This is a genomic window from Pseudomonas sp. FeS53a (genome assembly GCF_000931385.1).
GTDB classification, from domain to species: Bacteria; Pseudomonadota; Gammaproteobacteria; order Pseudomonadales; family Pseudomonadaceae; genus Metapseudomonas; species Metapseudomonas otitidis.
This window is the reverse complement of record NZ_JYFT01000011.1, coordinates 1-11,790: the sequence shown is the minus strand read 5'-3', so window position 1 is coordinate 11,790 and position 11,790 is coordinate 1. Positions and strand designations below refer to the sequence as shown.

At 66.2% G+C, this 11,790-nt stretch carries 13 protein-coding genes; 7 read left to right on the top strand and 6 right to left on the bottom strand.

Annotated elements, in window-relative coordinates:
- The first annotated feature begins 90 nt into the window (after positions 1-90).
- Positions 91-1,167: a 3-deoxy-7-phosphoheptulonate synthase gene (locus SZ55_RS03735; protein ID WP_044401551.1), complete on the top strand. Its 1,077-nt coding sequence runs from the start codon at positions 91-93 to the stop codon at positions 1,165-1,167.
- 59 nt (positions 1,168-1,226) lie between these two features.
- Here SZ55_RS03735 and SZ55_RS03730 read toward each other — a convergent pair whose 3' ends face one another.
- The gene (locus tag SZ55_RS03730) at positions 1,227-1,508 is read right to left on the bottom strand and encodes a GNAT family N-acetyltransferase (RefSeq protein WP_044401548.1); all 282 of its coding nucleotides are present in this window, start codon (positions 1,506-1,508) and stop codon (positions 1,227-1,229) included.
- Between the two features lie 18 nt (positions 1,509-1,526).
- The gene (locus SZ55_RS03725) at positions 1,527-2,798 is read right to left on the bottom strand and encodes a hypothetical protein (RefSeq protein ID WP_044401534.1); all 1,272 of its coding nucleotides are present in this window, start codon (positions 2,796-2,798) and stop codon (positions 1,527-1,529) included.
- Positions 2,799-3,242: 444 nt separating this feature from the next.
- Between SZ55_RS03725 and oprI the strand changes: the two genes are divergently transcribed.
- Positions 3,243-3,494: an outer membrane lipoprotei OprI gene (gene oprI / locus SZ55_RS03720; protein ID WP_011335311.1), complete on the top strand. Its 252-nt coding sequence runs from the start codon at positions 3,243-3,245 to the stop codon at positions 3,492-3,494.
- A 123-nt stretch (positions 3,495-3,617) separates the two neighbouring features.
- Here oprI and SZ55_RS03715 read toward each other — a convergent pair whose 3' ends face one another.
- The 3 genes from SZ55_RS03715 to SZ55_RS03705 all read right to left on the bottom strand — a co-directional run bounded on the left by SZ55_RS03715 (position 3,618) and on the right by SZ55_RS03705 (position 5,591).
- Positions 3,618-4,577: a L,D-transpeptidase family protein gene (locus SZ55_RS03715; protein WP_044401524.1), complete on the bottom strand. Its 960-nt coding sequence runs from the start codon at positions 4,575-4,577 to the stop codon at positions 3,618-3,620.
- A 70-nt stretch (positions 4,578-4,647) separates the two neighbouring features.
- The gene (locus SZ55_RS03710; protein ID WP_044401521.1) at positions 4,648-4,929 is read right to left on the bottom strand and encodes a hypothetical protein; all 282 of its coding nucleotides are present in this window, start codon (positions 4,927-4,929) and stop codon (positions 4,648-4,650) included.
- Positions 4,930-4,985: 56 nt separating this feature from the next.
- Positions 4,986-5,591, bottom strand: a complete 606-nt coding sequence (locus SZ55_RS03705; protein WP_044401518.1) for an arylesterase — start codon at positions 5,589-5,591, stop codon at positions 4,986-4,988.
- 10 nt (positions 5,592-5,601) lie between these two features.
- On the opposite strand from SZ55_RS03705, the gene SZ55_RS03700 reads away from it, so the two are divergent.
- The 3 genes from SZ55_RS03700 to greB all read left to right on the top strand — a co-directional run bounded on the left by SZ55_RS03700 (position 5,602) and on the right by greB (position 9,360).
- Complete coding sequence (locus SZ55_RS03700; RefSeq protein WP_044401515.1) at positions 5,602-6,285, top strand: ABC transporter ATP-binding protein; 684 nt, start codon at positions 5,602-5,604, stop codon at positions 6,283-6,285.
- A gap of 5 nt (positions 6,286-6,290) precedes the next feature.
- Entirely contained in the window at positions 6,291-8,798 is a 2,508-nt protein-coding gene (locus SZ55_RS03695) for an ABC transporter permease (RefSeq protein WP_044402047.1), read from the top strand.
- A 64-nt stretch (positions 8,799-8,862) separates the two neighbouring features.
- Positions 8,863-9,360, top strand: coding sequence for a transcription elongation factor GreB (gene greB / locus SZ55_RS03690; protein ID WP_044401512.1), 498 nt, complete (start codon positions 8,863-8,865; stop codon positions 9,358-9,360).
- Between the two features lies 1 nt (position 9,361).
- Here greB and SZ55_RS03685 read toward each other — a convergent pair whose 3' ends face one another.
- Positions 9,362-9,670, bottom strand: a complete 309-nt coding sequence (locus tag SZ55_RS03685; RefSeq protein WP_044401509.1) for a hypothetical protein — start codon at positions 9,668-9,670, stop codon at positions 9,362-9,364.
- A gap of 239 nt (positions 9,671-9,909) precedes the next feature.
- Here SZ55_RS03685 and thpR point away from each other — a divergent pair, with 239 nt between their 5' ends.
- Complete coding sequence (thpR, locus tag SZ55_RS03680; protein WP_044401506.1) at positions 9,910-10,455, top strand: RNA 2',3'-cyclic phosphodiesterase; 546 nt, start codon at positions 9,910-9,912, stop codon at positions 10,453-10,455.
- A gap of 198 nt (positions 10,456-10,653) precedes the next feature.
- Complete coding sequence (locus SZ55_RS03675; protein ID WP_044401503.1) at positions 10,654-11,586, top strand: triacylglycerol lipase; 933 nt, start codon at positions 10,654-10,656, stop codon at positions 11,584-11,586.
- Positions 11,587-11,790 lie beyond the last annotated feature (204 nt).

The following is an 11,790-nucleotide window of genomic DNA, read 5'->3' as shown; positions in this document are numbered from 1 at the left end:
GCCACGCCTTCAATGCCGTGCTCCGCCGCTCGGGGGATGGTGGCGGTCAAGCACCCGTGACCCGACGACTGAATTCCAATGACTAGCACCATGGCTGATTTACCGCTCGACGACCTGAACGTTGCCTCCAACGAGACCCTGATCACCCCGGCGCAGCTGAAACGCGAAATCCCCCTGACGGACGCCGCCCTGCAGACCGTCGCCCATGGCCGCCAGGTGGTCCGTGACATCCTCGACGGCAAGGACCACCGCCTGTTCGTGGTCGTGGGGCCCTGCTCCATCCACGACATCAAGGCTGCCCACGAATACGCCGACCGCCTCAAGGGCCTGGCTGCCGAGGTCTCCGACACGCTGTTCCTGGTCATGCGCGTGTACTTCGAGAAGCCCCGCACCACCGTCGGCTGGAAAGGCCTGATCAACGACCCCTACCTGGATGACTCCTTCAAGATCCAGGACGGCCTGCACATCGGTCGCCAGCTCCTGCGTGACCTGGCCGAGAAAGGGCTGCCGACCGCCACCGAAGCCCTGGACCCAATCTCCCCGCAGTACCTGCAGGATCTGATCAGCTGGTCGGCCATCGGCGCCCGCACCACCGAATCCCAGACCCACCGCGAGATGGCTTCCGGCCTGTCTTCGGCCGTGGGCTTCAAGAACGGCACCGACGGCAGCCTGACCGTGGCCATCAACGCCCTGCAGTCGGTGTCGAGCCCGCATCGCTTCCTTGGCATCAACCAGGAAGGCGGCGTCTCCATCGTCACCACCAAAGGCAACGCCTATGGCCACGTGGTGCTGCGTGGCGGCAACGGCAAGCCGAACTATGACTCGGTCAGCGTCGCCGTCTGCGAGCAAGCCCTGACCAAGGCCAGCATCAAGCCGAACATCATGGTCGACTGCAGCCATGCCAACTCCAACAAGGACCCATCGCTGCAACCGCTGGTGATGGACAACGTTGCCAACCAGATCCTCGAGGGCAACAACTCCATCGTCGGCCTGATGGTGGAAAGCCACCTGGGCTGGGGTGCCCAATCCATTCCCAAGGACCTCAACCAGTTGCAGTACGGCGTCTCCATCACCGATGCCTGCATCGACTGGGATACCACCGAGAAGACCCTGCGCTCCATGCACGCCAAGCTCAAGGACGTGCTGCCCAAGCGCAAGCGCAGCTGAAAGGGCTGCTGCTGAAACAAAAACGCCGGGCATTGCCCGGCGTTTTTGTTTCAGCGTCTTCACTCCTTCGGAGCGTGGCGCTGGCGGCGTTCGATATAGCGCTCCACATAGGAGCATGAAGGAATCACGGTGTAACCCTGGTCTTCGGCAAAGCTCAGCGCCTTCTCGGTCAGCGCCGCAGCAATGCCACGTCCGCGCAGCGCGTTCGGCACGAAGGTCCTGTAGATATCCAGGGTCTGCTTGCCGAGATCCATATAGGCCAGGTAAGCACGGTGACCATCCACGGTGGTCTCGAACTGATGACCTGCCTGGTCATGATGGATGGACAACGCCTCGCTCATCGCAACTCCTCTGCGGGTTTAGAACATCACCCGTACCTTATCTATCTTTTCGAGCCGAAGGAACATTTCAGCCGAGCCGGACCCAAATTGGACACTGAGAAACGCCTTACCGTTCTCCACCTTGTGTAATACACCTTGGTAATAGGCGCCATCGTAGGTGATGAATTGCAGGCGTTTACCCTTGTATCCCGCCAGATCAGAGACTTGGACGAACTCGTAGCGCGGCGAGGCACCGGCGTTTTCATCTTTTTCGACTTCGGCGGACACCCGCTCGTTGCCCTTCATCTCCGGCCGCTTGGTGGTATCGACCCAGGAGAAGGCGATCGGCTGGACAGCCTGCTGGTTGACCAGCACCACCGGGCGCAGCATGCCGATCACATCCTTCGGCTCGAAGAACTCCAGGCCTTCCCAGGCCATGCCCTCGCTCGGGCTCAGCTCCAGGCGCAGTGCCTGGGGATCGCTCAGGTAACGACCGTAGGCCTCCAGCACGGCAGGCTCAAGTGCGACGCGTTGGGCGCGCAGGTTGCGGTCGAACTGCTCCACCGCCGTCTTGAGGTAGGCCTCGCGTGACTGGCCCAGCTTGCCGGCACAGAAGTCCTGCACCTTGCGCTGGTACTGGTTGTCGTTCAGCTCGAACACCACGCTGGAGACGCGCGGCGGGTTGACCCGCAGGTCACCCGGGTTGTCCGGCATGTTGATCAGGGAAAGGCTGAGACGGGTATCCCCCATGTCGCGGGTATCGGCCTTGAGGTTGAAGGTCAGGCGCTTGGCACCCTCCTCCAGCTGGTACGAGAACTGGGCATCGGTCTCGAACGTCCGGTAGCCCATGTCCAGCAACTCGTTGGTGCCGATGTGGCTCACCTTGCCGCATGCAACCTCACTCATTGCAGTGAAGATGCTGCGCTCGGCCGGCGCGTCATAGAGCTGCTGCATGAACGGGCCATGGACTGCCAGTTGCAGCCCCTTTAGCTCGACGGACATCTGCTTGGGCAGCTTGCCCTCCTCCAGACGCTCCTTGAAACTCAGCAGCTCACGGAGCCCGTTGAAGCGCAGCTGCGCGTGCTGCACCTGCAGGCTGTCCCCCAGGGCAGGAACGCGGATCGTGACGTTCTCCAGCCCGACACGGCCGTCGAACGACGACGTGATGCCGCCGTAGCTGATGTCCATCACCGGCGAGAGCTTGGTGACCGCCTCGTTCATGATGGAACGCACGGAGAGCCACAAAGAACCCTTGATCAGCACGGCCAGCGCAAGAACACCCAGCACCGCCCACTTGAGAAGTTTTGCCATGACGCCATCCTTGAGGCGGTAAAAAATGCGACGAGCTTATCAGTGCGCCCAAGGTGCCACCATCCGCCACACGATGGCGGTACAAACACTTTTCCATTACGTGAAGAAGTTCACTGAAGAGTGCGGGTGACGGCAACTTGCTGTCCGGCGCTGACAGGTCAATTCAACTTATCGATAACCCATTGCAGCCCACTCAACAGCTCAATGCCGCATACAGCAGCTAGAATTTGAACTTCGCTTGTGGTGAACAGCGGCTTTCTGGTCGTTTTTTGCTCAAGCGCCCGTGGCCAGTGGGGTAAAAAGGCAGCCAAGGTGAAAAAAAAGTGTCCGCCTTGCGCCCCGTCAGTTTACTTACTACAAGTTATGGGTAGTATGTACGCCGGCTAATTTCCCACGCTCGGGGAATTGCTTTTAATGGAAATGTCCACCTTAAAGGGGAACACGATGAACAACGTTCTGAAATTCTCTGCTCTGGCTCTGGCTGCTGTTCTGGCCACCGGTTGCAGCAGCGCCTCCAAAGAAACCGAAGCTCGTCTGACCGCTACCGAAGACGCAGCTGCTCGTGCTCAAGCCCGTGCTGACGAAGCCTACCGCAAGGCTGACGAAGCTCTGGCCGCCGCTCAGAAAGCCCAGCAGACCGCTGACGAGGCTAACGAGCGCGCTCTGCGCATGCTGGAAAAAGCCAGCCGCAAGTAATAGCCCACAAGGCTTTTACCTGAAACCGACCCAGGCAACTGGGTCGGTTTTTTATTGCCTGCACAAAGTCGCCGGCAATAAAAAACCCGCCACCCGAATGGGAGGCGGGTCTTCTGGATGCGATCAGAGTGCGGGCGTAGCGCTGGCAGCAACCGACGTCGAAGGCTCGGCGATCTCCACCGGCAGGCCGTCTTCGGCCGCCACCACCTCACGCACCACGTCCCAGTCCAAGCGGATGGTGTTGACCAGGTCCTCGCGCTTGAGCAGCGCATTGATCACCGCAGTGTGCTTGTCGACCACCGACGGATCGCCATGGTCGTCCAGCGGAGCGTGGGCCTCCAGGTAGATCTTGCCGCCGCTGACACCGAACTTGTACGGCTCGTTGATCACACGCACCGGCGTGCCCACCGGCGCCATCTTGGCCAGCTCCAGCACGTTGTTGTTGAGCATGCGGAAGCAGCCGTGGCTGACACGCATCCCGATGCCGAACTTCTTGTTGGAGCCGTGGATCAGGTAACCCGGCAGGCCCAGGGTGAACTTGAACGGACCGAGGGGGTTGTTCGGCCCCGCCGGTACCACGGTCGGAAGCGGGTCGCCATCGGCAGCGTGCTCTTCACGGATCGACTTGGGCGGGTACCAGGCCGGATTCGGCGTCTTGGCCGTGATCTTGGTGGTGCTGATCGGCGAGCCCCAGCCTTCCCGGCCAATGCCCAGCGGATAGGTGTGCACCACGTTCTGCCCTTTCGGGAAGTAGTACATCCGGTACTCGGCGAGGTTGATCACGATCCCCTCGCGCGGCCCCGGCGGCAGGATGAAGCGGGTCGGCAGGATGATCTCGGCGCCTTCGCCCGGCAGCCAGGGATCAACGCCGGGGTTGGCCGCGACCATCTCCAGGTAGCCCAGGTCATTGGCCACGCCGATGTCGGCGAAGGTGTCCTCGTACTTGGCCTTGATCACCTGGACCTGGCCAACGATATCCTCCCCGGGGGGCGGCAGGGGCAGCTCCAGTGCTGCGGCGTTACCGGCCAGCACAGCGGCGGCCAGAGACAGGGTACGGGCGACGGCGGGAACGCGCGACAACATCCGGGAATCCTTGGCTGAGGGTTGAAAAATGAGTGGCGGATTGTACACCGGCCCGCCAGCAGCCGGGAGGCTAGCTGTCAGGCCACTCCGGCCGCTTGCCATCGCGCTGCGCCTCGAGTTCCTGCTTGCAGAACGGGCACAACCGGCGGTCCTGCAGAAGGCTGCGGCCCACCTCGCACCAACGGGGCATGGCCGGCAGCAGACCGCCGCACAACGTACGGTCGGCGTAGCCCCCCAACTCGAGCTGGCGCGCCACCAGATGCAGGCGGACCTCACGGCAGGCGAACAGGTCGAGCTGCTCGTCTGGCTCGATCAGCTTATAGGCGTGCAGGGACCAGGCGGGGCGAGGCATGGGGGACTCCGGAGCGGGTGCGCAACATTAGCCGAAAGCCCCGCCTCGGAAAAGCCTCAAAGCAGCGGCTGGAGCGACGGCCAGACGTTTTCCAGCAGCTTTGGCTGGGCACCGGCAGCCGGATGGATACCGTCGGCCTGCATCATGCCCTCCACGCCTCCGACGCCCTCGAGAAAGAACGGCACCAGCGGCACCTGCTGTTCCTTGGCCACATCACTGAACACACGAGCGAACGCGTCGGTGTAGCGCTTGCCATAGTTGGGCGGCAGGCGCATCCCCAGCACCAGCACCTTGGCGCCCACCTGCCGGGACTGCTCAACCATCGAGGCAAGATTCTGTTGCAATTGCGCAGGGGGCTGGCCACGCAAGCCATCGTTGCCACCCAGCTCGATGATCACCACTTCCGGCTTGTGCTCGCCCAGCAGCGCAGGCAGCCGCGCAGCCCCGCCAGCACTGGTGTCGCCGCTGATGGACGCGTTCACCACACGGTGATCGAGACGCTCGGAATCGAGCTTTTTCTGCAGCAGGGAGACCCAGCCCTGGCTGGTTTCCAGCCCCAAAGCGGCGCTGATACTATCCCCGACGACCAGCACGGTCCCCGCCGCAGCCTCCTGCGCCAGCAGCAACAGCCCCAGGCAGCAGCCCATCCACCCAGCACGCATCGGATTCTCCATGAGCCCAAGCATTCTCAATGCGCGGCACCTTAGCAAAGTGGTCCCCAGCGCGGAAGGTGAACTGACCATCCTCCAGGGGCTCGACCTGGACCTCGCGCAAGGCGACAGCCTGGCCATCGTCGGCAGCTCCGGCTCGGGCAAATCCACCCTCCTCGGCCTGCTGGCTGGGCTCGACCTGCCCAGCTCCGGCGAAGTCACCCTGGCCGGTCACCACCTCTCGCGGCTGGACGAAGACGAGCGCGCCCGCGTGCGGGCCGAGCATGTCGGCTTCGTGTTCCAGTCCTTCCAGTTGCTGGACAGCCTCAACGCCCTCGAGAACGTCATGCTGCCCCTCGAACTGGAAGGCCACCGCGATGCCCGTCAGCGCGCCCGCAGCCTGCTCGAACGGGTCGGCCTCGGCCAGCGGCTGACGCATTACCCCCGCCAACTGTCCGGCGGTGAGCAGCAGCGCGTTGCCCTGGCCCGCGCCTTCGCCGCCGAGCCGGACGTGCTCTTCGCCGACGAGCCCACCGGCAACCTCGACAGCCACACCGGCGAGCGCATCACCGACCTGCTCTTCGAAATGAACCAGGAGCGCGGCACCACCCTGGTGCTGGTCACCCACGACGAACGCCTGGCCCATCGCTGCCAGCGCCTGATCCGCCTGGAAGCCGGCCACCTGATCGACCGGGTGGAACCCTGATGGCGATGAAGGGAAGCCTGCCACTCTCGCGCCTGTTCGCACTGGCCCTGCGCCAACTGCTGCGGGACGCCCGCGCCGGCGAACTGCGCGTGCTGTTCTTCGCCCTGCTGGTCGCCGTGGCCGCCAGCAGCGCCATCGGCTACTTCGGCGCCCGCCTCAACGGCGCGATGTTGCTGCGCGCCACCGAATTCCTCGGTGCCGACCTGCTGCTCAGCGGCTCCTCCCCCGCCGACGCCGAACAGGTGGAGGTCGGCACCCGCTTCGGCCTGCGCCATGCAAGCGCCGTCGAGTTCTCCAGCGTGATCGCCGGCGACAACGGCATCCAGCTCGCCAGCGTCAAGGCCGTGAACGGCAGCTACCCCTTGCGCGGCGAACTGCGCAGCGCCGCCCAACCCTACGGTGAAGAGCAGGCCGGTGCCGGCCCCGCGCCGGGTGAAGCCTGGGCCGAATCACGCCTGTTCACCGCCCTCGACATCAAGCCTGGCGACAGCGTCGACGTCGGCCAGAAGACCCTGCGCCTGACCCGCGTACTCACCTACGAACCCGACCGCGCCGGCGACTTCTACAGCCTCACCCCGCGCCTGATGATGAACCTGGCCGACCTTGATGCCACCGGCGTGGTACAGCCCGGCAGCCGCGTCCGCTACAGCGAACTGTGGAGCGGCCCGGCCGAAGCTCTGGCACGCTACCGTGCCGCCCTGGAGCCCACCCTCGCCGCCAACCAGCGCATCGAAGATGCACGCGACGGCAACCGCCAGGTCGGCGGCGCCCTCTCCCGCGCCGAGCGCTACCTCAACCTCGCCAGCCTCGCCGCCGTGCTGCTCGCGGGTGTAGCGGTCGCCCTCTCCGCCGCCCGTTTCGCCGCCCGGCGTTTCGACGCCAGCGCCTTGCTGCGCTGCCTCGGCCTGTCCCGCCGCGAAGCACTCACCCTGTATGCCCTGCAGCTGGCCATCCTGGGCCTGGCAGCCAGCCTCGTGGGCGCCCTGCTCGGCTGGCTTGCCCAACTGGGCTTGTTCCACCTGCTGCGGGAACTGCTGCCCGCGGAAGTCCCATCCGGCGGTTTCATTCCAGCCCTAGCGGGGATCACCACCGGCCTGGTGGCCCTCGCCGGCTTCGCCCTGCCGCCCCTGGCCGCACTCGGCCGCGTACCGCCGCTGCGGGTGCTGCGCCGGGACCTGCTCCCCGTACCGCCCAGCGCCTGGCTGGTCTACGGCGCCGCCATCCTCGCCCTCGGGCTGATCATGTGGCGCCTGAGCCTGGACCTGAAACTGACCCTCGCCCTGCTCGGCGGCGGGCTGCTCGCCACCCTGCTGCTGGGTGGCCTCATGCTGCTGGGGCTCAATGCCCTGCGCCGGGTCCTCGCCCGCGCCGCCCTGCCCTGGCGCCTCGGGCTGGGCCAGCTGCTGCGCCACCCGCTGGCCGCCGCCGGCCAGTCGCTCGCCTTCGGCCTGATCCTGCTGGCCATGGCCCTGGTCGCCCTGCTGCGTGGCGAACTGCTGGACACCTGGCAGGACCAGCTGCCGGAAAACGCCCCGAACTACTTCGTCCTCAACGTCCTGCCTGCCGACAAGGACGCCTTCGACCAGCGCATCCAGGCCCTCTCCCCCCATGCCGCGCCGCTCTACCCGGTGATCCCGGGGCGCCTGACCCGCATCAACGGCCAGCCCGCCAGCGAGCACGCCACCGAGGACTCCCAGGGCGAGCGCGCCTTGCAGCGCGACCTCAGCCTCACCTGGTCCGCCGAGCTGCCGCCGGGCAACAGCCTCAGCGCCGGCCAGTGGTGGGACGAGGCAGCGCCCGACGAACTGCCCGGCGTCTCGGTGGAGGCCAAGCTCGCCACCAACCTCGGCCTCAAGCTGGGCGATCGGCTCGGCTTCGTGGTCGGCGGCATGGAACGGGAAGTACGCATCACCAGCCTGCGCACCGTCGACTGGGACAACTTCCAGCCCAACTTCTTCATGATCTTCGCGCCCGGCTCCCTGGCCGACCTGCCCACCACCTACCTCACCAGCTTCTACCTGCCGCGGGGTCACGACCGCGAACTGGTGCAGCTGGCGCGGGACTTCCCGGCCGTCACCCTGCTGGAGGTGGAAGCCATCCTCAAGCAGCTGCGCAGCATCCTCGCCCAGGTGACGGTGGCGGTGGAGTTCGTCCTGCTGTTCGTGCTCGCCGCAGGCCTGGCGGTGCTCTTCGCCGGCCTGCAGTCCACCCTCGACGAGCGCCTGCGCCAGGGCGCACTGCTGCGGGCCCTGGGGGCCGAGCGGCGCCTGCTGCAACAGGCCCGACGCCGCGAGTTCGCCCTGCTCGGCGCCTGCAGCGGCCTGCTGGCGGCACTGGGCTGCGAACTGGTCAGCGCCCTCCTTTATACCTACGCCTTCAACCTGGACTGGAAGCCACACCCCTGGCTGCTGCTCCTGCCGGTCATCGGCGCCCTGCTGGTCGGCAGCGCAGGCCTGCTGGGCACGCGCCGCGCGCTGACGGCCAGCCCGCTCCAGGTCCTGCGCGAAGGCTGACCCTGCCGTGGCCGCCGAGCCCTTGCTAGACTCGGCGGCCCGTTCCCGGAGACACCCCTGCCCCATGAGCCGCTACCGCCCCCCTCGTACCGCCGGCACCCCGCTGATCACCCCCGAAGGCGAAGCCCGCCTGCGCGCCGAACTGCACGAGCTCTGGCACGTGCGCCGGCCCAAGGTGACCCAGGCCGTCAGCGAAGCCGCCGCCCAGGGCGACCGCTCCGAGAACGCCGAATACACCTACGGCAAGAAGATGCTGCGGGAGATCGACAGCCGCGTGCGCTTCCTCACCAAGCGCCTGGAGAACCTCAAGGTGGTTCGCGAGCGCCCGGCGGACCCGGGCAAGGTGTACTTCGGTGCCTGGGTCACCCTGGAAGACGAGGACGGCGAACAGGCCCGCTACCGCATCGTCGGGCCGGACGAGCTGGACCTGAAGCAGAACCTCATCAGCATCGATTCGCCGCTGGCCCGCGCCCTGGTGGGCAAGCCGCTGGACGCCGAGGTCCGGGTCAACACGCCCACCGGCGAGAAGACCTGGTACCTGGTGGAGATCGAGTACCCCTGAATCAGCGGCGGGTGATCAGCCCCTGGCGGGCGACCCGGACCAGCTCGTGCACCAGTTCCTCAAGGTCCTCCGCGCAAGGCGCCTGGACCACCGCCATGTCGAAACTGTCCCGGGCGTAGCGCTGCATGGCCTGGGCATCGAGGGCGAACTGGATGAGCAGGTTGCGCGACCCGTTCCAGCGCTTCGGCCAGCCGTCGAGGTAACGCAGCAACTTGGGTTGGTTGGCACCGCTGAGCAGGATGCGCGGATTGCGCGGCGCGGGGCCGGTGGTGATGGGGGTCAGGCGGATCTGGGGTTGCGGACAGGTCATGTTGTCGTGTCTCTGCCTCGTTGTTGCCGCTGGGCAGCGGTGGAGGCGACACCGAACCAGCGCTTTAGCAGTATTTTTCGAGGGGAATCCCCTGCCGCGCCCTGCAAGTAGCTGTCTTAAATCGGCGCATGGGGCGAAATCCTAGAGAAGGCGCCTCGGCACTGTCAAGACAACTCTCGTCACCCTTTGGGAAGATTCCGAACGCCACCCTCCCCCCTTCAATTCCACCCAGGATCGCCATGCCAACACCGCCCCTGCGCCTGTTCTTCGCCCTGCCACTGCCCGACCCCATCGCCTCGACCATGGCCAGCTGGCGCGACAGCCTCGATTGCGGCGGCCAGCCGGTGGCGGTCGCCAACCTGCACCTCACCCTCGCCTTCCTGGGCAGCCAACCCAGCGAACGCCTCGATGAGCTCCTCGCCCTGGCGGACGGCATCCAGGCCGATGCCTTCCCCCTCCACCTGGACCGACTGGACCTCTGGCAGCAGGGGCTGCTGCACCTGGCGCCCAGCCAGCCGCCCGCCGCCCTGCTGAACCTGGCTTCAACCCTCGCCGAGCGCCTCAACGCCGCCGGCTTCCCCGAGGAGCGCCGCGCCTACCGCCCTCACGTCACCCTGGCCCGGCGGGCTCGCCAGCGCCCCGAGGGCGCACCCCAAACCTTCGATTGGGTCGCCGACCGCTTCACCCTGTTTTCTTCGGAAAACCACGGAGACCGCCTCCACTACCGCGCCGTGCACAGTTGGCCGTTACGGGCAGACGACTCAAACGCACGTTTCACTCAGTAACAGGGAAACGGCCCGCATCGTTGGGTGAACGGCTGTAAACAACGGCGAAACGCCCGCCCTAGAAGGCACGGGCACCTGCGGCCCGCACTGGCATGGAATCTGCCACGGGCTCCACGCCGATGTGCGCCCCCAGGACGGGGCGCGAAGTAGCAGGGACGCACTCCACACTGCCTGTTCCACCACCCACGAGAGCACCCGATGAACAACAACAAGATCCTGCTCGCGCTCGCCCTGGGAGTCGGCCTGGCCGCCTCCGGAGAATCACTGGCCGCCACCGGCTACACCCAGACCCGTTATCCCATCGTGCTGGCCCACGGCATGCTGGGCTTCGACAGCATCCTCGGCGTCGACTACTGGTACGGCATCCCCTCCGCCCTGCGACGTGACGGCGCCAGCGTGTACGTCACCGAGGTGAGCCAGCTGAACACCTCCGAGGCACGCGGCGAAGAGCTGCTGGAACAGGTGGAAGAGATCGTCGCCATCAGCGGCAAGCCCAAGGTCAACCTCATCGGCCACAGCCACGGCGGCCCGACCATCCGCTACGTCGCCGGCGTACGCCCCGACCTGATCGCCTCCGCCACCAGCGTCGGCGGCCCGCACAAGGGCTCCGCCACCGCCGACTTCCTGCGCCAGATCCCTCCGGGCTCTGCCGGTGAAGCCGTCCTGGCCGGCATCGTCAACGGCCTCGGCAGCCTCATCAACTTCCTCTCCGGCAGCCGCAGCACCCAGCCGCAGAACGCACTCGGTTCCCTGGAGTCGCTCAACAGCCAGGGCGCGGCCCGCTTCAACGCCAAGTTCCCCCAGGGCATCCCCACCACCGCCTGCGGCGAAGGCGCCTACCAGGTCAATGGCGTGCGCTACTACTCCTGGAGCGGCACCAGCCCGATGACCAACCTGCTGGACGTCAGCGACGGCCTGCTGGCCGCCACCGCCCTGACCTTCAAGGGCGAAGCCACCGACGGCCTCGTCGGCCGCTGCAGCTCCCACCTGGGCAAGGTGGTGCGTGACAACTACCGCATGAACCACCTGGACGAAGTCAACCAGACCTTCGGCCTCGTCAGCCTGTTCGAGACCGACCCCGTCACCGTCTACCGGCAACATGCCAACCGCCTGAAGAACGACGGACTGTGACCCAACGGGCGGGGCCTTCGGGCCCCGCCCCCTGTTCGAGGTGCCCGTGAAGAAACTCCTGCTGTCCCTGCCCCTGCTGTTCGCCGGCTGCCTCGCCGCCCTGCTCTACATCGACACCGGCCAGGCCCGCCGTGCCGCGCCTGTCGTCACCGCACCGGCCCCGGAGGCCAGCGACCCGGCCCTCTCCCCCGAACCGGCCGCCAG

Excerpts from the sequence above, each read along its gene's own strand:
- SZ55_RS03705 (WP_044401518.1), bottom strand. The coding sequence starts at position 5,591 with ATGCGTGCTGGGTGGATGGGCTGCTGCCTGGGGCTGTTGCTGCTGGCG.
- SZ55_RS03700 (WP_044401515.1), top strand. The coding sequence starts at position 5,602 with ATGAGCCCAAGCATTCTCAATGCGCGGCACCTTAGCAAAGTGGTCCCC.
- greB (WP_044401512.1), top strand. The coding sequence starts at position 8,863 with ATGAGCCGCTACCGCCCCCCTCGTACCGCCGGCACCCCGCTGATCACC.
- thpR (WP_044401506.1), top strand. The coding sequence starts at position 9,910 with ATGCCAACACCGCCCCTGCGCCTGTTCTTCGCCCTGCCACTGCCCGAC.
- SZ55_RS03715 (WP_044401524.1), bottom strand. The coding sequence starts at position 4,577 with ATGTTGTCGCGCGTTCCCGCCGTCGCCCGTACCCTGTCTCTGGCCGCC.
- SZ55_RS03710 (WP_044401521.1), bottom strand. The coding sequence starts at position 4,929 with ATGCCTCGCCCCGCCTGGTCCCTGCACGCCTATAAGCTGATCGAGCCA.
- SZ55_RS03685 (WP_044401509.1), bottom strand. The coding sequence starts at position 9,670 with ATGACCTGTCCGCAACCCCAGATCCGCCTGACCCCCATCACCACCGGC.
- SZ55_RS03725 (WP_044401534.1), bottom strand. The coding sequence starts at position 2,798 with ATGGCAAAACTTCTCAAGTGGGCGGTGCTGGGTGTTCTTGCGCTGGCC.
- SZ55_RS03730 (WP_044401548.1), bottom strand. The coding sequence starts at position 1,508 with ATGAGCGAGGCGTTGTCCATCCATCATGACCAGGCAGGTCATCAGTTC.
- SZ55_RS03735 (WP_044401551.1), top strand. The coding sequence starts at position 91 with ATGGCTGATTTACCGCTCGACGACCTGAACGTTGCCTCCAACGAGACC.
- SZ55_RS03675 (WP_044401503.1), top strand. The coding sequence starts at position 10,654 with ATGAACAACAACAAGATCCTGCTCGCGCTCGCCCTGGGAGTCGGCCTG.
- oprI (WP_011335311.1), top strand. The coding sequence starts at position 3,243 with ATGAACAACGTTCTGAAATTCTCTGCTCTGGCTCTGGCTGCTGTTCTG.
- SZ55_RS03695 (WP_044402047.1), top strand. The coding sequence starts at position 6,291 with ATGAAGGGAAGCCTGCCACTCTCGCGCCTGTTCGCACTGGCCCTGCGC.